21 protein-coding genes and 1 pseudogene are annotated in these 23,406 nt (G+C 70.8%); 10 read left to right on the top strand and 12 right to left on the bottom strand.

All coding sequences use genetic code 11. The features are described from left to right. Positions 1-10: 10 nt before the first annotated feature. Positions 11-619, bottom strand: coding sequence for an NADPH-dependent FMN reductase (locus FE633_RS43250; RefSeq protein WP_246114097.1), 609 nt, complete (start codon positions 617-619; stop codon positions 11-13). A gap of 116 nt (positions 620-735) precedes the next feature. On the opposite strand from FE633_RS43250, the gene FE633_RS43245 reads away from it, so the two are divergent. Then, on the top strand, positions 736-1,470 hold the full coding sequence (locus FE633_RS43245; protein ID WP_342791272.1) for a TetR/AcrR family transcriptional regulator: 735 nt from the start codon (positions 736-738) through the stop codon (positions 1,468-1,470). Positions 1,471-1,565: 95 nt separating this feature from the next. Here FE633_RS43245 and FE633_RS43240 read toward each other — a convergent pair whose 3' ends face one another. Genes FE633_RS43240 through deoC form a run of 3 tightly spaced genes read right to left on the bottom strand, consistent with a single transcriptional unit; the run spans position 1,566 to position 4,847 of the window. Next, complete coding sequence (locus tag FE633_RS43240) at positions 1,566-2,453, bottom strand: aldehyde dehydrogenase family protein (protein WP_138050649.1); 888 nt, start codon at positions 2,451-2,453, stop codon at positions 1,566-1,568. After that, positions 2,446-3,882 (bottom strand): aldehyde dehydrogenase family protein, encoded by a 1,437-nt coding sequence (locus tag FE633_RS43235; protein ID WP_138050648.1) that lies wholly within the window; start codon positions 3,880-3,882, stop codon positions 2,446-2,448. The genes FE633_RS43240 and FE633_RS43235 overlap by 8 nt, the downstream gene beginning before the upstream one ends. Positions 3,883-3,887: 5 nt before the next feature. Then, positions 3,888-4,847 carry a deoxyribose-phosphate aldolase gene (gene deoC, locus FE633_RS43230; protein ID WP_138050647.1) on the bottom strand — a complete coding sequence of 320 codons (960 nt, stop codon included), beginning with the start codon at positions 4,845-4,847 and terminating at the stop codon, positions 3,888-3,890. 123 nt (positions 4,848-4,970) lie between these two features. Between deoC and FE633_RS43225 the strand changes: the two genes are divergently transcribed. Next, positions 4,971-5,717, top strand: a complete 747-nt coding sequence (locus tag FE633_RS43225; RefSeq protein ID WP_138050646.1) for a PH domain-containing protein — start codon at positions 4,971-4,973, stop codon at positions 5,715-5,717. 158 nt (positions 5,718-5,875) lie between these two features. Next, complete coding sequence (locus FE633_RS43220; protein WP_138050645.1) at positions 5,876-7,549, top strand: hypothetical protein; 1,674 nt, start codon at positions 5,876-5,878, stop codon at positions 7,547-7,549. Between the two features lie 139 nt (positions 7,550-7,688). Here FE633_RS43220 and FE633_RS43215 read toward each other — a convergent pair whose 3' ends face one another. From FE633_RS43215 to FE633_RS43205, 3 genes are all read right to left on the bottom strand, one after another. Further along, positions 7,689-9,329 (bottom strand): phospho-sugar mutase, encoded by a 1,641-nt coding sequence (locus tag FE633_RS43215; RefSeq protein ID WP_138050644.1) that lies wholly within the window; start codon positions 9,327-9,329, stop codon positions 7,689-7,691. 283 nt (positions 9,330-9,612) lie between these two features. Continuing rightward, a complete protein-coding gene (locus FE633_RS43210) occupies positions 9,613-10,437 on the bottom strand; it encodes a purine-nucleoside phosphorylase (protein ID WP_138050643.1) in 825 nt (274 codons plus the stop codon). Positions 10,438-10,570: 133 nt separating this feature from the next. Then, positions 10,571-11,008 carry a gamma-glutamylcyclotransferase family protein gene (locus tag FE633_RS43205; RefSeq protein ID WP_119101814.1) on the bottom strand — a complete coding sequence of 146 codons (438 nt, stop codon included), beginning with the start codon at positions 11,006-11,008 and terminating at the stop codon, positions 10,571-10,573. 99 nt (positions 11,009-11,107) lie between these two features. On the opposite strand from FE633_RS43205, the gene FE633_RS43200 reads away from it, so the two are divergent. Next, entirely contained in the window at positions 11,108-12,556 is a 1,449-nt protein-coding gene (locus FE633_RS43200) for an NAD(P)H-quinone dehydrogenase (protein ID WP_138050642.1), read from the top strand. A gap of 188 nt (positions 12,557-12,744) precedes the next feature. After that, positions 12,745-13,707, top strand: a complete 963-nt coding sequence (locus FE633_RS43195; RefSeq protein WP_138050641.1) for a DeoR/GlpR family DNA-binding transcription regulator — start codon at positions 12,745-12,747, stop codon at positions 13,705-13,707. A gap of 222 nt (positions 13,708-13,929) precedes the next feature. On the opposite strand, the gene FE633_RS43190 is transcribed toward FE633_RS43195, so the two are convergent. Beyond that, positions 13,930-15,684, bottom strand: coding sequence for an acetyl/propionyl/methylcrotonyl-CoA carboxylase subunit alpha (locus tag FE633_RS43190; RefSeq protein WP_138050640.1), 1,755 nt, complete (start codon positions 15,682-15,684; stop codon positions 13,930-13,932). A 306-nt stretch (positions 15,685-15,990) separates the two neighbouring features. On the opposite strand from FE633_RS43190, the gene FE633_RS43185 reads away from it, so the two are divergent. After that, complete coding sequence (locus tag FE633_RS43185; RefSeq protein WP_138050639.1) at positions 15,991-16,572, top strand: hypothetical protein; 582 nt, start codon at positions 15,991-15,993, stop codon at positions 16,570-16,572. 29 nt (positions 16,573-16,601) lie between these two features. Here the strand turns inward: FE633_RS43185 and FE633_RS43180 are convergent, their stop codons facing one another. Together FE633_RS43180 and mmpB are read right to left on the bottom strand one after the other, a co-directional pair. Continuing rightward, positions 16,602-17,219, bottom strand: a complete 618-nt coding sequence (locus FE633_RS43180) for a Maf family protein (protein ID WP_138050638.1) — start codon at positions 17,217-17,219, stop codon at positions 16,602-16,604. 50 nt (positions 17,220-17,269) lie between these two features. After that, complete coding sequence (gene mmpB, locus FE633_RS49390) at positions 17,270-17,398, bottom strand: morphogenic membrane protein MmpB (RefSeq protein ID WP_281291341.1); 129 nt, start codon at positions 17,396-17,398, stop codon at positions 17,270-17,272. 155 nt (positions 17,399-17,553) lie between these two features. Here mmpB and FE633_RS43175 point away from each other — a divergent pair, with 155 nt between their 5' ends. Further along, entirely contained in the window at positions 17,554-18,684 is a 1,131-nt protein-coding gene (locus FE633_RS43175) for an SGNH/GDSL hydrolase family protein (protein ID WP_138050637.1), read from the top strand. A gap of 23 nt (positions 18,685-18,707) precedes the next feature. Here the strand turns inward: FE633_RS43175 and FE633_RS43170 are convergent, their stop codons facing one another. Together FE633_RS43170 and FE633_RS43165 are read right to left on the bottom strand one after the other, a co-directional pair. Further along, positions 18,708-18,914, bottom strand: coding sequence for an acyl-CoA carboxylase epsilon subunit (locus tag FE633_RS43170; protein ID WP_138050636.1), 207 nt, complete (start codon positions 18,912-18,914; stop codon positions 18,708-18,710). A gap of 20 nt (positions 18,915-18,934) precedes the next feature. After that, positions 18,935-20,533, bottom strand: coding sequence for an acyl-CoA carboxylase subunit beta (locus FE633_RS43165; protein ID WP_138050635.1), 1,599 nt, complete (start codon positions 20,531-20,533; stop codon positions 18,935-18,937). Positions 20,534-20,739: 206 nt separating this feature from the next. Between FE633_RS43165 and FE633_RS43160 the strand changes: the two genes are divergently transcribed. The 3 genes and pseudogenes from FE633_RS43160 to FE633_RS47960 form a co-directional block, all read left to right on the top strand. Then, a complete protein-coding gene (locus tag FE633_RS43160; RefSeq protein ID WP_138050634.1) occupies positions 20,740-21,609 on the top strand; it encodes a biotin--[acetyl-CoA-carboxylase] ligase in 870 nt (289 codons plus the stop codon). 312 nt (positions 21,610-21,921) lie between these two features. Beyond that, positions 21,922-23,124, top strand: a complete 1,203-nt coding sequence (locus tag FE633_RS43155) for an adenylate/guanylate cyclase domain-containing protein (protein ID WP_171060366.1) — start codon at positions 21,922-21,924, stop codon at positions 23,122-23,124. A 22-nt stretch (positions 23,125-23,146) separates the two neighbouring features. Beyond that, positions 23,147-23,406, top strand: a pseudogene (locus FE633_RS47960) (hypothetical protein); the annotation flags it as partial.

The raw sequence follows: 23,406 nt of genomic DNA, 5'->3' as shown, positions 1-23,406 counted from the left end.
CGGCCCCGACTCAGGCGACGTACGAGCGAACGGCCTTGGCGTCGCGCAGGGCGTGCCCCCACCAGGCCAGCTGATCGAGCAGCGCCTTCGCGGCGGTGTCGGCGGCCGGGTCCTTGACGGCGCCGGACTCGTCGAAGCGGCTCCAGGCATCGTGGAAGCTGACCGTGTTGCGGATGGTCATGGCGTTCACCTCGGCCATCACCGGCCGGAGATGCGCCACGGCACGCAGGCCGCCCGACAGGCCCCCGTACGAGACGAAGGCGACCGGTTTGCCGTGCCACTGCTCGTTGTGCCAGTCGATGGCGTTCTTCAGGGACGCCGGGAAGCTGTGGTTGTACTCGGGCGTCACGAAGATGAAGGCGTCCGCCGCGGCCAGGCGCGGTGACACCTCGGCGAGCAGTTCCTTGCTGCCGGGCGGCAGGTCCTGGCCGAACGCGGGGAGCGCGGTGGGCAGTTGGGTCTCGGCCAGATCCACGACGTCGGCGGTCATGTCCTCGCGCTGGGCGAGGTGGGCCGAGAGCCAGTTGGTCACGACGGGGGCGAAGCGGCCTTCGCGGGTGCTGCCCACGAGGACGGCGATGCGGAGCGGTGCGGTGGTGTCGGTCATCGTGTCGGTCATGGAAAACCTCGTCTCTGTGTACGACGTATCTATACGCGTACAACGTACACATCAATGTGTACGCCGTCTACTGAGAGATACGATGTACGCCACTGCGAGGGAGAGGTGTTCCGGCTGTGGCAGCCCAGAAGAAGGACGCGAAGGCGGCGGAGGCGACCATCTGGGAGCGCATGGACCGCCCCGCCCCGGCGGCTCGTGCCTCCCTGTCCCCCCAGAAGATCGCCGCCGTCGCAGTGGAGATCGCGGACGCCGAGGGCTTCGGCGCCGTCACGATGCGCCGTCTCGCCAAGGAGCTGGGGGTCGCGCCCATGGCCGCCTACCGGCATGTGTCGGGCAAGGACGACTTGTGGGCGCTGATGGTCGACCGCGTCTCCGCCGAACTGTCGGTTCCGGACGAGGTGACCGACTGGCGTGAGGTGCTGCGCACCTTCGCGGTGCAGACGCGGGAGATGACGCTGCGCCATCCCTGGCTGGGGTCGATGCCGTCGCCGCTCTTCGCGCTCACGCCGAGGCGACTGGGCGTGGCGGAGCGGCAGTTGGCCGCACTCGACGGGCTCGGCCTCGACATCGACATGATGATGGCGGCCTTCCGCGCGGTCACCGCCTATGTGCACGGCGCGGCCCGGTCCGAGGTCGCCCTGCGGCAGTACATGGAGGAGCAGGGCTGGGAGAGCCCCGACGAGACCAGGCGCGGCCTGGCGCCGCAGATGCGGTACCTGATGGACACCGGCCGCTACCCGACGTACCGGAAATACGCGCAGCACGCGGCCCGCAAGGACGACGCGGCCTGGGAATTCGAGACCGGCCTTGACTGCCTGCTCGACGGCATCGCGACCCGCCTGGGTCTGTGACGTCCAGGAACGGCGAGGCCCCGGCCCTCCTGGATCCTTGACGGAGGAGGGCCGGGGCCTCGTGCTGTACGGGACAGTCGTGCGGGTCCAGGGCCTCAGTACGAGGAGCCGGACGCGCCCAGTGCGCCCGTCGGGTGCCAGACCGTCTTCGTCTCCAGGAAGGCGGTGAGGCGCTCGATGCCCGGCGTCTCCGTGTAATCCACAGCCTGTGGACGGACGACCCGCTTGAGGTTGTCGGCCGCCGCGATCTCCAGTTCCTTGGCCAGTGCGTCGTCGGCGCCCGCGAGGTCGATCGCGTTGACGTCCTGGTGCGCGGCGAGCGGCGCGGCGATCTCCGCCGTACGGCCGGACAGGACGTTGACCACGCCGCCGGGGAGGTCGGAGGTGGCCAGGACCTCGCCGAGGGAGAGGGCCGGGAGCGGGGACTTCTCGCTCGCGGCGACGATCACCGTGTTCCCGGTCGCGATCACCGGAGCGATCACGGAGACCAGGCCCAGGAAGGACGACTCCTGCGGCGCGAGCACGACCACGACACCCGTCGGCTCGGGGGTGGAGAGGTTGAAGAACGGTCCCGCCACCGGGTTGCCGCCGCCCACGACCTGGGCGATCTTGTCGGTCCAGCCGGCGTACCAGACCCAGCGGTCGATCGCCGCGTCGACCTGAGCGGCGGCCTTCGACTTGGACAGGCGCTCCGCGTCCGCGACCTCGCGCACGAACTGGTCCTTGCGGCCCTCCAGCATCTCCGCGACGCGGTAGAGGATCTGGCCGCGGTTGTACGCCGTCGCGCCCGACCAGCCGCCGAACGCCTTGCGGGCGGCGACCACCGCGTCACGGGCGTCCTTGCGGGAGGAGAGGGGTGCGTTCGCCAGCCACTTGCCTTTGGAGTCCGTCACCTCGTACACCCGGCCGCTCTCGGAACGCGGGAACTTCCCGCCGACGTACAGCTTGTAGGTCTTGAAGACGGAAAGTCGTGCATCAGACATCGAGGTACGCCTCCAGGCCGTGACGACCGCCCTCGCGGCCGAAGCCCGACTCCTTGTAGCCGCCGAACGGCGAGGTCGGGTCGAACTTGTTGAACGTGTTGGACCAGACGACGCCGGCGCGGAGCTTGTTCGCCACCGCGAGGATGCGGGAGCCCTTCTCCGTCCAGACGCCGGCGGAGAGGCCGTACTGCGTGTTGTTGGCCTTGGCGACCGCCTCGTCCGGGGTGCGGAAGGTGAGGACGGACAGGACCGGGCCGAAGATCTCGTCGCGGGCGATCGTGTGCGCCTGGGTGACGTTCGTGAAGAGCGTCGGGGCGAACCAGTAGCCGGAGGACGGGAGTTCGCAGGCCGGGGACCAGCGCTCGGCGCCCTCGGCCTCGCCCTGTTCGGCGAGCGCGGTGATGCGCGCGAGCTGCTCGGCGGAGTTGATCGCGCCGATGTCCGTGTTCTTGTCGAGGGGATCGCCCAGACGCAGGGTCGACAGGCGGCGCTTCAGGGAGTCCAGCAGCTCGTCCTGGATCGACTCCTGTACGAGGAGACGGGAGCCCGCGCAGCAGACCTGGCCCTGGTTGAAGAAGATGCCCGTGACGATGCCTTCGACGGCCTGATCGATGGGGGCGTCGTCGAAGACGATGTTGGCGCCCTTGCCGCCGAGTTCGAGGGTGAGCTTCTTGCGTGTGCCCGCGACGGTCCGCGCGATCTCCTTGCCGACCGCCGTCGAGCCCGTGAACGCGACCTTGTTCACGCCCTCGTGCGCGACCAGGGCGGCGCCCGTGTCGCCGTATCCGGGAAGGATGTTGACGACGCCCTTGGGAAGGCCCGCCTGGCGGCAGATGTCCGCGAAGAACAACGCCGAAAGGGGTGTCGTCTCGGCGGGCTTCAGGACCACCGTGTTGCCGGTCGCCAGTGCCGGGGCGATCTTCCACGCGAGCATGAGGAGGGGGAAGTTCCAGGGGATGACCTGGCCGGCGACGCCGAGCGGCCGCGGGTTCGCTCCGAAGCCGGCGTGCTCCAGCTTGTCCGCCCAGCCCGCGTAGTAGAAGAAGTGCGCGGCGATCAGGGGGAGGTCCGCGTCGCGCGTCTCCTTGATGGGCTTGCCGTTGTCCAGCGTCTCCAGGACGGCGAGTTCGCGGCTGCGCTCCTGGATGATACGGGCGATGCGGAAGAGGTACTTGGCGCGCTCGGAGCCGGGCAGTGCCGACCACTTCTCGAAGGCGCGGCGGGCGGCCTTCACCGCGCGGTCGACGTCCTCGGCACCTGCCTGGGCGACCTCGGAGAGGACCTCCTCGGTCGACGGCGAGATGCTCTTGAAGACCTTGCCGTCGGCGGCGTCGGTGAATTCTCCGTCGATGAACAGGCCGTACGAGGGCGCGATATCGACGACGGACCGGGACTCGGGAGCCGGCGCGTACTCGAACACGGAAGCCATGATGATCAATCCACCGTCACGTAGTCGGGGCCGGAGTAACGGCCGGTGGCCAGCTTCTGGCGCTGCATCAGCAGGTCGTTCAGCAGCGAGGAGGCGCCGAAGCGGAACCAGTGGTTGTCCAGCCAGTCCGCGCCCGCCGTCTCGTTGACCAGGACCAGGAACTTGATCGCGTCCTTGCTGGTGCGGATGCCGCCCGCGGGCTTCACCCCGACCTGTACCCCGGTCTGCGCCCGGAAGTCACGCACGGCCTCCAGCATGAGCAGGGTGTTCGCGGGCGTCGCGTTCACCGCCACCTTGCCCGTCGAGGTCTTGATGAAGTCGGCCCCGGCCAGCATGCCGAGCCAGCTGGCGCGCCTGATGTTGTCGTACGTCGAGAGCTCGCCGGTCTCGAAGATGACCTTCAGGCGGGCGCTCGTGCCGCAGGTCCCCTTCACGGCGACGATCTCGTCGTACACCTTCATGTAGTTCCCCGCGAGGAACGCACCGCGGTCGATGACCATGTCGACCTCGTCCGCCCCGGCCGAGACCGCGTCGCGGACGTCGGCCAGCTTCACGTCGAGCGCGGCCCGGCCGGCCGGGAAGGCGGTGGCGACGGAGGCGACCTTGACACCGGAACCGGCGACGGCCTCCTTTGCGGTGGCCACCATGTCGGGGTAGACGCAGACGGCCGCCGTCGTGGGGGTCGTACGGTCCGTGGGGTCGGGGTGGACCGCCTTGGCGCCGAGCGCCCGGACCTTGCCCGGGGTGTCCGCGCCTTCCAGCGTCGTCAGATCGACCATAGAGATGGCCAGGTCGATGGCGTACGCCTTCGCCGTGGTCTTGATGGAACGGGTGCCGAGCGAGGCGGCGCGCGCCTCCAGGCCGACCGCGTCGACTCCGGGCAGCCCGTGGAGGAAGCGGCGCAGCGTGCTGTCGGACGCGGTTACGTCGCCGAGGGCATGTGCAGCTTTTGCTGTGGTGGGCATGGTCACGAGGGGAGCATATCTACGCGCGTAGCAGCTGTATAGCCCCCGAGGGGTCCCGCCGCTCACACCGAGCTCGGCGACCGCGGATGAGCGCTGTCGGAGGCGTCGGGCAGAATCGGGAGCATGACGCCCCCGGACCACCAGTCACCAGCACCGGACTCGCCGGGCCCCTCGGACGCCCCAGGACCCTCGGATTCCCTGGAACCCTCGGATTCCCCGGAACCTTCGGACTCGCCGGAACCCTCGGCCCGCCCCGAACCCTCAGGCCCCCCGGCGCCCGTGTCCAGGGACCGGATCTACCGGTCGCCCGCGGGCATCGCGGGCGGTGTGCTGCTGCTCGGCATCTCGGTCTGGCTCGGCATGGACGCGCTGGTCGTCGGCGAGGGCCGCACGCCGTGGCTGGCACTCGCCGGGCTCCTCCTCGTCGTGCCGCTGATCGGCGCCTTCACGCTGCGCCCCGCCGTCTTCGCGAACGAGGAGCGGCTGCGCATCCGCAACCCCCTCCGGCTGATCGTCCTCCCCCTGGGCGCGGTCGACTCACTGCGCTCCGGCTACTCCAACGAGGTGCGCGACAAGTCCGGCACCACCTACCAGCTGTGGGCCATACCCGTCTCGCTGCGCGCCCGCAAGAAGGCGGCGCGGCAGCAGGCCCGCGGTGCCGCCGGCCGCGGCGGCGGTATGCCGGCGGAGCCGACCGGGCCCGTGCGCGCCCAGGCCGACCAGATCATGGACGAGCTGCGCGAGCTGGTCGAAGCCAGAGGGCCGGCCGAGCAGGCACAGGGGGAGCCTTCGGTGCGCTGGGCCTACGAGATCGTGGCGCCGGCGCTCGCCGGTGCGGTGCTGCTGGTGATTCTGCTGACGGTGGGGTGACCTCCGGGGCCTGCGGCCGGTTGATGCTGCGCGCTGCGGCTCTTGAGGAAAAGGGCGCGCCCGCCCGTACGAGAAGGCGGTAACTGCCTCCGCCGTCCGGGCGCCCAGTCACCACGGCCCCGTCACCACCGGCGAAGCCACGCACCGAGGGAGTAGATGTGTCGTACGACGAGCCGATGCGGCTGCCGGCCGCCGCGATACCGGATGGCTGCCGGGACTGGACGGCCGGGCAGGCGGCGGGCTGGTCGGCCGCGCTGCCGCCGCGCTGGACGTTCGTCCGCCTGCGCAGGTCGGTCGCGGCCGGGCTGACCACCCTCGCGCTGTGTGCGGGCGGCTGGGCCGTGCTCCTCGGCGGGCTGTGGCCGTTCCTCGCGGCGGCTTTCGCGGTGTACGTCCTGTGGGTGCTCGCCCGCCCCGAGCTCGTCTGGGCCGGGGCGCCCGCGCTGCTGCTCGCGCTCGCCGTCGAGGCGCCCTCGCAGCCCTGGGTGGTGACCGCCTTCGCCGCGCTCGTCGTGGTGGTCTCCTGGGCGGTCGTCGCCGTACGCCTGCGCGCACGGAGCACACAGTTCGACCGGGCGCTGCAGGCCACCGGGGGTGTCACGGCGCCGCTGCCGGTCGCGGACCAGCCGGTGTTGCGCGGCAGGTTCCTTTTCCCGCTCGGCCTCGTGGTGCTCGCGCTCGGCGTGCTGACCGGCGCCACCTCCGGCCTCTGGGGCACGGCCGATGACCGCCGGGGCGCCTGGGTCGCCGCCTTCTTCGTCGCGGGGCTCGGTGCCACCGCCCTGGCCTCGGCCTGGTTCGGCAGGCGCCGCGCCGTCGGACTGCGCCGGGCGCCCGCGCCGGTGCTGCGCGTCCTCATGCGCGACGACGCGCAGGGCAGCACGGAGGTGTACGCGGCGGACGACCTCGCGGCAGTCCGCCCGCTGTTCACCGTCGATCTGACCTCTTTCGACGGTGACAGCGACGAGGACGACGAGGACGACGGGGCGGAGGGGGACGAGAGCGAGGACGAGGACGAGGCCGCGGAGGAGCTCGAACGGCTCCTCGCCGTCGTGGACGACGACACTCCCGGCCCGGTCCGCGAAGCCGTCCTCTACGGCGCCCCCTTCGACGGTGCCGAGGTCGTCGTCGTCAGCGCCGACGAGGACCCGGACCAGCCCCCGCTGACGGAGTGGTCGTCGGGCCCCGTACGCCCGTTGTCGCCGAGTGCGGGGCGGCGGCGTATCGAACGGGAGAAGGCCCGGGAGGCGCAGAGCCGCCAACTGGAGGAGCAGGCGCGGGAGCTGGCGGAGGAACTGGCCCCGGTCGGGGTGCGGCGCTGGCGCGCGGGATGGCTGGACTGGGTGTCGGCCGTGCTGCTGGTGGCGTGGGGCGGCTGGCTCTGCTGGCTCTGGTTCACCGATTCCGGCACCCCCCTGTGGCAGCTGGCGCTCGTCGTCGTGCTCGGCCTCTATGGCGCGGTCCGCGTGCCCGTGAAGCTCGCCTGGCGCATCACCGCCGACCGTACGGGCCTGTGGGTCACCGGGCTGCGCGGTCCCCGGCACGTCCCCTGGGAAGACCTCCGCTCCGCGCGGTGCCGGTCGTTCGAGCTGAAGCTGCGCTGGCGGGACGACGACTGGGCGATCGCCGCGCCCCGCTGGACCCGGCTCCAGCACAGCAAAAACCTGATCCATCCGTACGACGCGCTGGCCGCCGAACTCACCGCCATGCGTACGGACCCTGCACTGCGGCCCACGGGGGAGAGCACCGCACCCGAACGTGGCCGTCCGCTGTGGCCGCTCGCCGTGGTGCTGGCGCTGGTGTGGGTCGTGGTGGTGATGGCGTGGAGGTGACCACGCGATGAGGTGCTCATGAGCACCCACGAGGTGCGCACGAGGCGCCCATGAGATGGCCCTGAGGTGGCCCATGAGAACCCCGATGGTGCTCCTCGGGAGCACCATCGGGCCGCGCGCAGGTCATCGGCCGGCGGTGTCAGATACCCGCCGCCGCGGAGAGGTCCCGCTTGATGGCCGACAGGAGGTCTGCCGCCTTCGCGCGGGCCGCGGGCAGGCCGGCGTGCGAGGCGACCGGGACCACGACCTCCAGGTAGCACTTCAGCTTCGGCTCCGTGCCGCTGGGGCGGACGATGACGCGGGCACCGTCGAGCGTGTAGCGCAGGCCGTCCGTGGCCGGGAGCCTGTCCGTGCCCTTCGTCAGGTCCTCGGACTTCGTGATGGCCAGGCCCGCGAGCCGGGTGGGCGGCTGTTCGCGCAGGCGGCGCATCGCGTCCGCGATCAGCGAGAGGTCGTCCACGCGCACGGAGAGCTGGTCGGTGGCGTGCAGACCGTGTTCGACCGCGAGGTCGTCGAGCAGGTCGAGGAGCGTGCGCTTCTGTTCCTTCAGCTCCGAGGCGAGCTCCGTGATCAGCAGTGCCGCCGTGATGCCGTCCTTGTCCCGTACGCCCTCGGGGTCCACGCAGTAGCCCAGCGCCTCCTCGTAGCCGTAGCGCAGGCCGTCCACCCGGGCGATCCACTTGAAGCCGGTCAGGGTCTCCTCGTACGGGAGATTCGCCTTCTCCGCGATACGGCCGAGGAGGGAGGACGAGACGATCGACTCCGCGAAGGTGCCACGGGCGCCGCGCTTCACCAGGTGGGCGGCGAGGAGCGCGCCGACCTCGTCGCCGCGCAGCATGCGCCACTGGGCGCCGTCCTGTACGGCCACGGCGCAGCGGTCGGCGTCCGGATCGTTCGCGATGATCAGGTCCGGGTTCGTCTCGCTGGCCTTCGCGAAGGCCAGGTCCATCGCGCCCGGCTCTTCCGGGTTCGGGAAGGCGACGGTCGGGAAGTCCGGGTCCGGGTCGGCCTGTTCGGCGACGAGGACGGGTTCCGGGAAGCCCGCGCGGGCGAAGGCGGCGAGGAGGGTGTCCTTGCCCACGCCGTGCATCGCCGTGTAGACGGTGCGAGCGGTGCGGGGGGAGTGTTCGGCGAGGACTGCGTCCGTGCGGGCGAGGTAGGCGCTCAGAACGCCGTGGTCGCCGTCGTCGAGGGTTTCCCAGCCATCGGCGGGGCGCGGTACGTCGTCCAGGCCGGCGATCGCTTCGATCTCCGCGGCGATCTCGGCGTCCGCCGGGGGGACGATCTGGGACCCGTCGCCGAGGTAGACCTTGTAGCCGTTGTCGCGGGGCGGGTTGTGGCTGGCGGTCACCTCCACGCCGGCGACCGCGCCCAGGTGCCGTATGGCGAAGGCGAGGACGGGGGTGGGGAGGGGGCGGGGGAGCAGAGCGGCGCGCAGGCCGGCGCCCGTCATCACGGCGGCCGTGTCGCGGGCGAAGTCCGCGGACTTGTGGCGGGCGTCGTAGCCGATGACGACGAGGCCGTTCTCCCGGCCCTTGCCCTTGAGGTACGCGGCGAGGCCGGCGGCGGCTCGGATCACGACGGCGCGGTTCATGCGCATGGGGCCGGCGCCGAGTTCGCCTCGCAGGCCGGCGGTGCCGAACTGGAGGGTGCCGCTGAAGCGGGCGGTGAGCTCCGCGGTGTCGCCGGTGTCGATGAGCTCGGCGAGTTCCTCACGGGTTTCCGAGTCGGGGTCTTCGGCCAGCCATGTCTTGGCCCGTGCGATGAGTTCGTCCTGCACGTCGGGTCAAACCTCTCTCTTTGTTTCTCGCCGGGGCCGTCCGCCATGCCGGTGGGGGAGGCTTTCTCTTTCCCCAACCCCACCCCTTCCCGAAACAGGGGGCTGCGCCCCCAGGCCCCCCATACCCTCAGTCGCCCTGGGCGGGAGGGGGTGGGGTGGGCGGGTTTCGTACTTCGGCTGCAGGTCGATTGTGGCTGGTCGCGCAGTTCCCCGCGCCCCTAGAGGGGCCGCAGTCGCCCGACCCACCCACCAACCCAAGGCGCCCCCGCCCGACCGCCGGAGGTCAGAGGCGGTCCAGTACCTGTGTCAGCAGCGACCCCATGCGCGTCGCGGAGTCGCGGCCCGCCTGGAGGACCTCTTCGTGGTTGAGGGGCTCGCCCGTCATGCCCGCGGCGAGGTTGGTGACGAGGGAGATGCCGAGGACCTCCGCCCCGGCCTCACGCGCGGCGATGGCCTCCAGCACCGTGGACATGCCCACGAGGTCCGCGCCGATGACGCGAGCCATCCGGATCTCGGCCGGCGTCTCGTAGTGCGGGCCGGGGAACTGCGCGTACACGCCCTCTTCGAGGGTCGGGTCGATCTCCTTGCACACGGCGCGCAGCCGCGGCGAGTAGAGATCCGTCAGGTCGACGAAGTTCGCGCCGACGATCGGCGACGCGGCCGTGAGGTTGATGTGGTCGCTGATCAGGACCGGCTGACCGGGGCGCATCCCCTCGCGCAGCCCGCCGCAGCCGTTGGTCAGTACGACCGTCTTGCAGCCGGCGGCGACAGCGGTACGGACTCCGTGTGCGACGGCGGCGACCCCGCGGCCCTCGTAGAAGTGGGTGCGTCCCAGGAAGACCAGGGCCCGTTTGTCACCGATCTCGTACGAGCGGACCTTGCCGCCGTGGCCCTCGACCGCCGGCGGGGGAAACCCGGGCAGTTCGGTGACCTGGAACTCGGCCTCGGGGGCACCGAGGGCGTCCACGGCCGGCGCCCAGCCGGATCCCATCACAAGGGCGACGTCGTGGGTCTCGGCACCCGTGAGCTCCCGCAGGCGCGCGGCGGCGTCGTCGGCGGCGGCATAGGGGTTGCCCGGGGTGTCGTCCGGAAGAAGAGATGCGTTCACGCGCACGAGCGTAGCCGGTCTGAGCCTACGCGCGTAGATGATGGCGGTCACGCGTTCGCGATCGTTGTCTGGTTGTTTCCGACGAGGACCATGGTTGAGGGCCCTCAATAAAGGCCGACAAGGGTCGACAAGGTCAACAAGGGCGCTTGCGCAGTTCCATCACATAGTCGTGCGGTGCTCCCGCCGACTCCGCCGCGTCCGCGAGCTCCCCCAGGTACCGGGCCGACGGCAGTCCCCCTTCGTACCCGTTCAGCACATACACCCACGCCGGCTCCTCACCCTCCAGGGTGTGCACCCGTACGCGCATACGCCGGTATATGTCGAGCCCGACCCCCTCCCAGCGGTCCAGGGAGTCCTCGTCGAGCGGAGCGACGTCGTACAGCGCGACGAACACCTGCGAGCGAGGAGCCTCGACGATGGTCGCGAGCGCGCCCTCCCAGCCCATGTGCTCGCCGCCGAAGGTGAGCCGCCAGCCGTTCAGCCACCCAGTGGCACGCAGCGGCGAGTGCGGGGCGCGGCGTGTCATGAGCCGCGAGTCGAGATTGCCGGCGTACGCGGCGTAGAGCGACATGAGGGAGAGGGTACGGCAGCGACGACGTACACCCCTCCTGTAACAGGGGCACCCCGCGGGTGGCCCCCCGGAGCGAAGCACCGTGGGGCGTGCGGGACAATGGAGTACGTGACTCGGATCGTGATCATCGGTGGCGGACCCGGCGGATACGAGGCGGCCCTGGTGGCCGCCCAACTCGGCGCGGAGGTAACCGTCGTCGACTGCGACGGCCTGGGCGGCGCCTCGGTGCTCACCGACTGCGTGCCGTCCAAGACCCTGATCGCCACCGCCGAGGTGATGACCACCTTCGACTCGTCGTACGAGGAGCTCGGCATCATCGTCGCCGATGACACTCCTCACATCGACACGCCCGCGCGGGTCGTCGGAGTCGATCTCGGCAAGGTCAACCGGCGTGTGAAGCGCCTCGCGCTCGCACAGTCGCACGACATCACGGCGTCCGTGACGCGCGCGGGCGCCCGGGTCATGCGGGGCCGCGGCCGTCTCGACGGCCAGCAGGCCCTGGACGGGTCCCGGAAGGTCGTCGTGCGGGCCGCGGACGGTACGGAGGAGACCCTCGTCGCCGATGCCGTGCTCATCGCCACGGGTGGGCATCCCCGCGAGCTGCCCGACGCCCAGCCCGACGGCGAGCGGATCCTGAACTGGACCCAGGTGTACGACCTCGACGAGCTGCCGGACGAGCTCATCGTGGTCGGGTCCGGTGTCACCGGCGCCGAGTTCGCCGGTGCCTACCAGGCGCTCGGCTCCCGGGTCACCCTGGTGTCCAGTCGTGATCGCGTGCTGCCGGGCGAGGACCCGGACGCGGCGGGCGTGCTGGAGGACGTGTTCCGGCGGCGCGGCATGAACGTCATGGCGCGCTCCCGTGCCCAGTCCGCCAAGCGCGTGGGCGACCGCGTCGAGGTGACGCTCGCCGACGGCCGCGTCATCACCGGCTCGCACTGCCTCATGGCCGTCGGTGCCATCCCCAACAGCGACGGCATGGGTCTCGAAGAGGCCGGGGTGAAGGTCAAGGATTCCGGGCACATCTGGACCGACAGGGTGTCCAGGACGTCGGCCCCGGGCGTGTACGCGGCCGGTGACGTCACCGGGGTCTTCGCGCTCGCCTCCGTGGCGGCGATGCAGGGACGTATCGCCATGTACCACTTCCTCGGTGACGCGGTCACTCCGCTCAATCTCAAGACCGTCTCCTCGAACGTCTTCACCGACCCCGAGATCGCAACCGTCGGCTACTCGCAGGCCGACGTCGACGGCGGCGTCATCGACGCCCGGGTCGTGAAGCTGCCGCTGCTGCGCAACCCGCGCGCCAAGATGCAGGGCATCCGGGACGGCTTCGTGAAGATCTTCTGCCGGCCGGGCACCGGGATCGTCGTCGGCGGTGTCGTCGTCTCGCCGCGCGCCTCGGAACTGATCCATCCGATCTCGATCGCGGTCGACAACAACCTGACCGTCGAACAGATCGCGAACGCCTTCACCGTGTACCCGTCTCTGTCGGGCTCGATCGCCGAGGTGGCCCGGCAGCTGCACACCCGCAAGACGGACGGCGACGCCTGACGACGGACGGCAACTCCTCGCTGGTCAGGGGGAGTTGGGCGGCCTTGCCGGCCCCTGTGTGCGGCATGGGCAGCGGGAGCGGGCCGGTATCGGCGCGTATACCACTTCCCGTGCTGCCGTGCGAACAACTTCTGTTATTCGGCGCAAACTGCTGAAAGCAGACGGTCGTTGGGGTTACTGTCAGTTTCGTGTTCGCTGCAGAACGTCGCCAATTGATCCTCGAAATGGTGCGAGCGAATGGGGCCGTGTCGCTCCGTGAGCTCGCCCGCGTCGTCCAGACCTCCGAAGTGACCGTACGGCGGGACGTGCGCGCACTGGAGGCAGAAGGACTCCTCGACCGCCGGCACGGCGGTGCGGTATTGCCGGGCGGGTTCACGCGGGAGTCCGGCTTTCCGCAGAAGTCACATCTCGCGACCGCCGAGAAGACGGCCATCGCCGATCTCGCCGCGGGTCTCGTCGAAGAGGGCGAGGCCATCGTGGTCGGGGCGGGGACCACCACGCAGGAGCTGGCCCGTCGGCTCGCCCGGGTCCCCGGGCTGACCGTCGTCACCAACTCCCTGCTGGTGGCCCAGGCGTTGGCCCACGCCAACCGTGTCGAGGTCGTGATGACCGGCGGTACTCTGCGCGGTTCCAACTACGCCCTGGTCGGCAGCGGGGCCGAGCAGTCCCTCCAGGGGCTGCGGGTCTCCCGTGCCTTCCTGTCGGGCAGTGGGCTGACCGCCGAGCGCGGCCTGTCCACCTCCAACATGCTGTCGGCCAGCGTCGACAGGGCGCTGGTGCAGGCGGCCGCGGAGGTCGTCGTCCTCGCCGACCACACGAAGCTCGGCACCGACACGATGTTCCAGACGGTGCCGACGGATGTGATCACGCGGTTGGTGACGGACCAGCCGCCCGCCCACGACGACCGTGCGGCCACCGAGTTGCAGGCTCTGGCCGACCAGGGTGTGCAGATCGCCGTCGCCGGCTCCGGCGATGCGGGGGACGAGACAGCTCCGGCAGGGCGCCAGCCGCCACGCCGGGACGTTGCCCTTCCCGGCCCACGGCGGAGCCAGATGCCGGGCGGCGGGCCTCAGCTGCGCAGCACCTCCGCCGTCCTCGGGGAGCAGCCGCAGAGCGAGCGCGCGCGGGTGGCGGATCTGCGCCGCCGCTGACGTACCGGCATAGACGGACGGTCACTGACGGACGGCGGTCCAGTCCGTACGTCAGACGATCCGTTGGAACAGACCGAGCGGACCGAGCGGACCGAGCCGGCACAGCAGGCCGAGCGGATGCGCGCCGGTGGCGTGAGAGCGCCCGGTGGACCTGTACACGGTCCACCGGGCGTTCCTGGCGTACGTACAGAGGCATCCGTACGGAGGATCCGTACGAGGGCGTCAGTCCTTGATCTCGCAGATGACGGCGCCGGAGGTGACGGAGGCGCCGATGTCGGCGGACAGGCCCTTGATGGTGCCGGCGCGGTGGGCGTTGAGCGGTTGCTCCATCTTCATCGCCTCCAGGACGACGACGAGGTCGCCTTCCTGGACCTGTTGGCCTTCTTCGACGGCGATTTTGACGATGGTGCCCTGCATGGGGGAGGCGAGGGTGTCGCCGGAGGCGGCCGGGCCGGACTTCTTCGCCGCCCGGCGCTTGGGCTTGGCGCCGGCGGCCAGGCCGGTGCGGGCCAGTGACATGCCCAGCGAGGACGGCAGGGAGACTTCCAGGCGTTTGCCGCCGACCTCGACGACGACGGTCTCGCGGCCCGGTTCGTCGTCGAGGTCTGCCTCGGCGGGGGCGGCGAAGGGGGGGATGTCGTTGACGAACTCGGTCTCGATCCAGCGGGTGTGGACCTGGAAGGGGTTGCTCGTGAACGCCGGGTCGGTGACGACGGCGCGGTGGAAGGGGATGGCGGTGGCCATGCCCTCCACCGTGAACTCCGCGAGGGCGCGGGCGGCGCGCTGCAACGCCTGCTCCCGCGTGGCGCCGGTGACGATCAGCTTGGCCAGCAGCGAGTCCCAGGCCGGGCCGATCACGCTGCCGGACTCGACACCCGCGTCCAGGCGCACGCCCGGACCGGCGGGCGGCGCGAACGTGGTGACGGTGCCGGGAGCGGGTAGGAAGTTGCGGCCCGGGTCCTCGCCGTTGATGCGGAACTCGAAGGAATGGCCGCGGATCGCGGGGTCGTCGTAGCCGAGCACCTCGCCGTCGGCGATACGGAACATCTCGCGGACCAGGTCGATGCCGGTGACTTCCTCGGTGACGGGGTGTTCGACCTGCAGGCGGGTGTTGACTTCGAGGAAGGAGATGGTGCCGTCCGCGCCGACGAGGAATTCCACGGTGCCCGCGCCGACGTAGCCGGCTTCCTTGAGGATGGCTTTGGAGGCGTTGTAGAGCTGGGCGTTCTGCTCGTCGGACAGGAAGGGTGCGGGGGCTTCCTCGACGAGTTTTTGGTGGCGGCGCTGCAGGGAGCAGTCGCGGGTGGAGACGACGACCACGTTGCCGTGGGTGTCGGCCAGGCACTGGGTCTCCACGTGGCGGGGTTTGTCGAGGTAGCGCTCGACGAAGCATTCGCCGCGGCCGAAGGCGGCGACCGCTTCGCGCACGGCGGAGTCGTACAGCTCGGGGACTTCTTCCAGGGTGCGGGCGACTTTCAGGCCGCGTCCGCCGCCGCCGAAGGCGGCCTTGATGGCGATGGGCAGACCGTGCTGCTCGGCGAACGCGACGACTTCGTCCGCGCCGGAGACGGGGTCGGGGGTGCCGGCGACCAGGGGGGCGCCGGCGCGCTGTGCGATGTGCCGGGCGGCGACCTTGTCACCCAGGTCGCGGATCGCCTGCGGCGGCGGGCCGATCCAGATCAGGCCCGCGTCGAGGACGGCCTGGGCGAATTCGGCGTTCTCCGAGAGGAAGCCGTAGCCGGGGTGGATGGCGTCGGCGCCGGAGTCGGCGGCTGCCTGGAGGACTTTGGTGATGTCCAGGTAGCTGGTGGCGGGGGTGTCACCGCCCAGCGCGAACGCCTCGTCCGCGGCCCGCACATGCAGGGCGTCCCGGTCCGGGTCGGCGTACACGGCCACGCTCGCGATCCCGGCGTCTCGGCACGCCCGGGCGACACGGACAGCGATTTCGCCACGGTTGGCGATCAACACCTTGCGCACGTTGGCTCCCTCTCCTTGAAACAAGCCGAGTTTAGGGACTGCCGACACGTCGTTTCGACCCGTCCCCGATGGTGAGCTTGCCCACACGGAGCGTTATCCCAGGCCTGCTCGTCCGCGAAATCCCTTGTCGCACCGTGGTACGCAGGGGGCTTCCCATGAACCCTAGCCCTCTCATGTGGCCAAGGTCTCTGTGAGAGCGTGCTGCGGCCCACTCGGTTTCTTTGTGGAGTCCCTACGAATGGGCTAACGAATCTTTGCTCCGGTCAGATCCCTTGTCCGGGGCTTTACCCGTTAGTAGCGTTCGGGATGCTCCCGAGCACTACTTGGGGTAACAGTCGTCGAAGGTGGGTGGGACCGGTGGTACGCAGACCGGTGGCGTGGGTGGCCGCGATCGTGCTCTTCGTGGAAGCGTTCGGCATCGCGCTGGTCAACTGGTTCCTGGGGGTCGTCGTCGACCGGCAGGACATGTCCCTCGCGGGACTGGACCCGGCCGCGATGTCCGTGTCCTCGAAGGTCGCGGGTCTGGTCTTCGGCCTCTACTTCGCGCTGTGCGGTTTCGTCGCGCTGCGCGTCGCCCTGCGCGACCGCGCCCCCGCCGGCCTCGGCCGCGTCCTGCTCATCAGCGTCGCCGTCGTGCACGGCCTGCTCGGTGCCTTCACGGTCGGCCTGGTGGGCTGGGGCGCGTTCGCCTTCATGATGGTGGTGCTCGGGTTGGTCGTACTCATCCTCATGGCGTACGACGGCCGGGAGGGCGCGGCCTCCGACGCCGAGCCGGTCGACGGCACGCCGAACGGGGGAGTTCCGGGCGACGGAGGCGCGGGGGGCGACGGAAGCAACGGGGGAGCCCCGGTCGGGCCCGCGGTGCCGCCGACGCCTTCGACATCCTGATCTCTGCGATCTCTGCCCGGCTCGCGTCGTCACTTGTCCTGCTGGGTCCACAACTCCGTGATCCCGACACCCAATTGGGCCAGCAGGCGGCGCAGCAGCGGCAGTGAGATGCCGATGACGTTCCCGTGGTCCCCGTCGATGCCGTCGATGAACGGTGCCGAACGGCCGTCCAGTGTGAACGCCCCGGCGACGTAGAGGGGTTCGCCCGAGGCGACGTACGCGGCGATCTCGGCGTCGGTCGGTTCGCCGAAGCGCACCACGGTGGACGCGATCGCCGAGCGGTACCGCCCGGTCGTCGTGTCGTAGACGCAGTGCCCGGTCTGCAGCGTGCCCGTGCGGCCGCGCATCGCCTTCCAGCGCGCGGTGGCCTCCTCGGCGTCCGCGGGCTTGCCGAGCGCCTCGCCGTCCAGGTCGAGCACCGAGTCGCAGCCGATCACCAGGGCACCCTTGACCTCGGGCTTCGCCGCGACGACGGACGCCTTCGCCTCGGCGAGCGCGAGTGCCAGCTCGGCGGGGGTCGGGGCGGACACGGCGTCCTCGTCGACCCCGCTGACGATGACCTCGGGGTCGAGTCCGGCCTGCCGCAGCAGTCCGAGCCGGGCGGGGGACTTGGAGGCGAGGATGAGCCGACGGCGCTGATCAGTCATGCCGCCCAGGGTATCGACGCGGCGGGCCGGACGGCCCGTGCCGTCATGGATCACATGAAGCCGAGCACGATCATCGCGAGCACCATGGCCAGCGCCATGAGAACGCCCAGCCGCCGCAACATGACCTGCATGTCGCGGAGTTCCTTCGGAGGCTCGTTCTCCGGGTCGGACCACAGCATGTCAACGATCATGGCTCTGTGAGGGCTGGGGCGCCTGAGTACGCGTACTCATCTTGAGTAAATGGTTCTGTAGTTCCATTAGTGGCCGCGATCCTGCTACCGTCCTGTCGACTGCTAATGGAACCTGAATCCCATTTGGAAGGATGATGGCTGCCGTGTTCACCACCGTCTGGACCGCCTCGCCCCAACTGCCCAGCACGGGCTTCACCCCCAACTGGTCGCAGGAGGGCTTCTGGCGCCACTCCCTGCGTCAGATCGTGCGCCTCACGGCGGGCGGCGACCGGGTCCGCATCCACCTCTCGAACGCCTACGGCACCTCGCCGCTGAAGGTCGCGGGCGCCACGATCGCCCGCACGGACCGGGGAGCCGCCGTCGAGCCCGGCTCACTCGGGCGGCTCACCTTCGGGGGAGTGCGGTCGGTGGAGATCCCGGCGCGCGGGCGGGCCGCCAGTGACGCCGTCGAACTCGCCCTGGAGGCAAGGGAATCGGTCACCGTCACCCTCCATCTCGACGCGACCACCGGGCCCGCGACCTTCCACGCCCAGGCCTTCACGACCAGCTACCGAGGAGCCGGGGACCTCCTGGAGGACACGACAGGCGCTGGCTTCGACGAGTCGAGCGAGTCCTGGTACTTCCTGTCGGCCGTCGATGTCACCGCGGGCCGTACGGACGCGGTGGCCCTCTTCGGCGACTCGATCACCGACGGCTTCGGCTCCACGCCGGGCGCCGACCGCCGCTGGTCGGACGTCCTCGCCGAGCGCACCGAACGGCCCGTGCTCAACGCCGGCATCGGCGGCAATCTCGTCCTCAACGACTCGGCCTGGTACGGCGAGAAGGGCGTCCACCGGCTCGGGCGCGATGTCCTCGCGCAGGCCGGTGTGAGCACCCTCGTCGTCCTCCAGGGCCTCCACGACATCGGCTTCAGCGAGACGGGCGAACAGCCCACGTACAAGCCGGCGCCGGTCGTTGAGGCGGACGAACTCGTCGCGGGCCACCGGGAGTTGATCCGCCAGGCGCGCGCCTCGGGCCTGCGCGTGATCGGCGCGACCCTGCTCCCCTTCGGCGGCTCCGACCACTGGGGCGAGCACGCGGCGAAGGTGAGCCACGAGGTGAACGAATGGATCCGGCGCTCCGGCGAGTACGACGCGGTGGCCGACCTGCACCGTGCGCTCGCCGACCCCGCCGATCCCGACGCGCTGAACCCGGCGTACGACTTCGGCGACCACCTGCACCCGAACGACGCGGGATACGAGGTGATGGCCGAAGTCACCGCCGAACAGCTCTGACCGGGGTGCCCGGTCGACCCGGGCTACCCGGGCCAGTACGTGCGGCCCCAGGCCTTGGGGCCGGGAGCGGGCAGGCGGCTCGCGGCCACCCGCGCCGGGTCCGCCCACGCGTCGGCTTCATGGCCCGCGCCGGACGGGGCGGTGGCCACCGCCGCGGCGCGTGCCTGGACCACCGCCAGTGCGGCGGCCAGCTCCTCCGGAGTCGGGTTGCCCCGTACGACCTTGATCATGACCGCTCCCAACTGGCGTCCTACAGGGGGATGTTGCCGTGCTTCTTCGGAGGCAGGGATTCCCGCTTCGTCCGCAGCTGACGCAGGCCGCGTACCACGTGGGAGCGGGTTTCGGACGGCATGATCACGCCGTCGATGTAGCCGCGCTCGGCCGCCGCGTAGGGGTTGAGGAGCCTGTCCTCGTACTCCTGGATCAGACGCGCCCGCACCTCCTCGCGCTCCGCCTCGGGCGTGGCCGCGATGGTGCGGCGGTGCAGGATGTTCACCGCGCCCTGCGCGCCCATCACGGCGATCTGAGCCGTCGGCCAGGCGAGGTTGAGGTCGGCGCCCAGATGCTTGGAGCCCATGACGTCGTAGGCGCCGCCGAACGCCTTGCGGGTGATGATCGTGATGAGCGGGACCGTCGCCTCCGCGTACGCGTAGATCAGCTTGGCGCCGCGGCGGATGATGCCGTCGTGCTCCTGGTCCACGCCCGGCAGGAAGCCCGGCACGTCGACGAAGGTGATGACCGGGACGTTGAAGGCGTCACAGGTGCGCACGAAGCGCGCCGCCTTCTCGCTCGCCCTGATGTCCAGGCAGCCCGCGAACTGCATCGGCTGGTTGGCGACGATGCCCACCGGGCGGCCCTCGACCCGGCCGAAGCCGGTGACGATGTTCGGCGCGAACAGCGGCTGTGTCTCGAAGAACTCGGCGTCGTCCAGGACGTGCTCGATGACCGTGTGCACGTCGTACGGCTGGTTCGCGCTGTCCGGGACCAGGGTGTCCAGCTCGCGGTCCTCGTCCGTGAGCGTCAGGTCCGCGTCCTCCGGGAACGCGGGGGGCTCACTGAGGTTGTTCGACGGGAGATACGACAGCAGCGACTTGATGTACTCGATCGCGTCCTTCTCGTCGCCCGCCATGTGATGGGCCACGCCGGAGGTGGAGTTGTGGGTGCGGGCGCCGCCGAGCTCCTCCATGCCGACGTCCTCGCCCGTCACCGTCTTGATGACGTCCGGGCCCGTGATGAACATGTGCGAGGTCTGGTCGACCATCACCGTGAAGTCGGTGATCGCGGGGGAGTACACCGCGCCGCCCGCGCACGGGCCGACGACCAGCGAGATCTGCGGGATGACCCCCGAGGCGTGGGTGTTGCGGCGGAAGATCTCGCCGTACATGCCAAGGGCCGAGACGCCCTCCTGGATGCGGGCGCCGCCCGAGTCGTTGATGCCGATGACCGGACAGCCGGTCTTCAGGGCGAAGTCCATCACCTTCATGATCTTCTGGCCGAAGACCTCGCCGAGAGCGCCGCCGAAGACGGTGAAGTCCTGCGAGAACACGGCCACCGGGCGTCCGTCGACCGTGCCGTACCCGGTGACGACACCGTCGCCGTACGGGCGGTTCTTCTCCAGGCCGAAGTCGGTCGAGCGGTGCTGCGCGAACTCGTCCAGCTCCACGAAGGAGCCCTCGTCCATGAGCAGCTCGATCCGCTCGCGGGCCGTCAACTTGCCCTTGGCGTGCTGCTTTTCGACGGCGCGCGCCGAGCCGGCGTGCGTCGCTTCCTCGATGCGGCGCCGCAGATCCGCGAGCTTGCCCGCGGTGGTGTGGATGTCGATCTCGTGCGACTGTTCCGGCTCGGACATCGGGATGCGGCTCCCTGCCTGCTCAAAGGGGACATGAGGGGATGTGCTGAGGGCTGCTGAGGGCTCGGTCTCGGGGTTGGCGGACCTCGGGTGGGTCCTCTGGGCTGCTCCTCGGCTGTACAGATGACACAGTGCTACTGACTCGTAGGGTAGTGCGGTGGCTACCGATCAGCAGTGCGGCGTTTACCACACCTAGGGTGGGTTGCATGACGCCGCGAGATGACTCAGACGACAGTCGTTGGTCCGACCTGGAACGTCCGCCGCTCAATGGCGCCGCGCTGCGCCGGGCCCTCGTACGGGACGGGGGGCTCTGGAGCGACGTCGAGGTCGTGGCCCGTACCGGATCCACCAACACCGACCTCGTCGCCCTCGCCGCCGACGGCAAGGCCGAGGAGGGCGCCGTCCTCGTGGCCGAGGAGCAGAACGCGGGGCGCGGCCGCCTGGACCGCCAGTGGACGGCCCCGGCCCGCTCGGGCCTCTTCTTCTCGGTTCTGCTGAAGCCCTCCGAGGTCCCCGTCGCACGCTGGGGCTGGCTGCCCCTGCTCGCCGGGGTCGCCACGGCCACCGCGCTGTCCCGCACCGCAGGCGTGGACACGGCACTCAAGTGGCCGAACGACCTGCTCGTCACCGTGGGCGGCGAGGAGCGCAAGACCGGCGGCATCCTCGCCGAGCGCGCCGGCAGCGACGGCGTCGTGGTCGGCATCGGCCTCAACGTGACGCTCCGCGAGGACGAGCTGCCCGTGCCCACGGCGGCATCGCTCGCGCTCGCGGGAGCCTCCGTCACCGACCGCGACCCCCTGCTGCGGGCCGTGCTGCGCTCGCTGGAGCAGTGGTACGCCGACTGGCGCGCCGCCGACGGCGATCCCTCCGCCTGTGGCCTCCAGGAGACGTACGCCGCCGGGTGCTCGACGCTCGGCCGCACCGTGCGGGCGGAGCTGCCCGGCGGGGAGTCGCTGGAGGGGGAAGCGGTCGCGGTGGACGGGGACGGCCGATTGGTCCTGGCCACCGTGGAGGGGGTGCAGCAGCCCGTGGGGGCGGGGGACATCGTGCACTTGCGGCCGGCGGGTGAGGCCTGAGCCGAGCCCTTCGGTTCGCGGGTGAGCCGTGCCCCTCGGGTTTGCGGGTGAGTCGTGCCCGTCGGCTGTGCTCGGGGGGCCGGATCAGGGGGTGAGCGGAGCGACTCGTGGGGTACCCGGGCCTGGCTGTACAGGATGTACGAGCTGGGGTACTCGACTACGGATGTTGAGACGTGGGCGCGACCGTGCCGTACGACTCTGGAGTGGGCCACGGGTCTCCCGGGCACGCTCATCGGGAGTGAGCCACAGCACACCTGCCGTAGAGTTGAGGCCGGTCGAAAGTGACCGTGGCAGATCGGAAGGGCAGCAGGCGTGACCGTCGACGACACGGGCTCCGGCACGGGTGCACACCCCGCCTCCGACGGTGAGCCGGGGCGTACTGCCGGGTCTGCCGCCGACACGCCGGCCGCGCGCGTCGACCGGACCGAGGCACACCCCCGGGTGGACGCGCACGAACCCGACCCCGGCGACGACCCGCTCGCCCTCCGCCTCGAGCAGCTCATCCTGGGTGCCGAGCGGCGCTACACCCCCTTCCAGGCGGCCCGCAGCGCCGGTGTCTCCATGGATCTGGCGTCCCGTTTCTGGCGGGCCATGGGCTTCGCCGACATCGGCCAGGCCAAGGCGCTCACGGAGGCGGACGTACTGGCGCTGCGACGGCTGGCCGGTCTGGTGGAGGCGGGGCTGCTCAGCGAGGCCATGGCGATTCAGGTCGCCCGTTCCACCGGCCAGACCACCGCCCGGCTGGCCGAGTGGCAGATCGACTCCTTCCTGGAGGGGCTGACCGAGCCGCCCGAGCCGGGGATGACGCGCACCGAAGTCACGTACCCCCTGGTGGAACTGCTCCTGCCCGAGCTGGAGGAGTTCCTCGTCTACGTATGGCGCCGCCAGCTCGCCGCCGCGACCGGCCGCGTCGTCCAGGCCGCGGACGACGAGGAGATGGTCGACCGCCGCCTCGCCGTCGGCTTCGCGGACCTCGTCGGCTTCACGCGGCTGACGCGCCGCATGGAGGAGGAGGAACTCGGCGAACTCGTCGAGGCCTTCGAGACCACGTCCGCGGATCTGGTGGCCGCGCACGGAGGGCGCCTGATCAAGACGCTGGGCGACGAGGTGCTGTACGCCGCAGACGACCCTGGCGTCGCCGCCGAGATCGCCCTGCGCCTCATCGAGACCATGGCCAACGACGAGACGATGCCCGAACTGCGCGTCGGCATCGCCTTCGGCACGGTCACGACGCGTATGGGCGACGTCTTCGGCGCGACGGTGAACCTCGCGTCGCGCCTCACCTCGATAGCGCCGCGGGACGCCGTCCTGGTGGACAGCGCACTCGCGGAGGAGCTGACACGCACGGGGGACGCTCCCGCCTCCGAGAGCGAGGCCGCGGAGGCGGCCGCCGCCGCGGAGAAGGAGGGCGAGGAGCCGCCGGTGTACCGCTTCGCGCTCCAGCCGATGTGGCAACGGCCGGTGCGAGGGCTGGGCGTGATCGAGCCATGGCTGTTGAACCGCAGGGATTCCTGAGGCTGCCGAGGCTCACCTGGGCGTGCCGCCGACGCAGAGGCCCACGATCGGTACGCACACGTTCTCGTCGTCCGGGTTCGGGGCCGGGTCCGGCTTCGCAGGCCCAGGCGGGCGCGAGGGCGGGCGCGAGGGCTGGCGCGAGGTCTGGCGCGGGGGTGTGAGGGGCGGTGCCGCGGGGCCGGGCTCGGTGGCGGGTGGCCTCGGTCCGTCCGCGGTCGTCGCGGAGCCGGTCGTCGGGCGGTTCGGGGCGGCGCCGGAAGGCTTGGGTGCCGCGGGCGGCCG

It is taken from the genome of Streptomyces montanus (assembly GCF_005786655.1).
GTDB classification, from domain to species: Bacteria; Actinomycetota; Actinomycetes; order Streptomycetales; family Streptomycetaceae; genus Streptomyces; species Streptomyces sporangiiformans.
The sequence above is the reverse complement of the archived record's forward strand: the minus strand, read 5'-3'. Positions and strand labels throughout refer to the sequence as shown.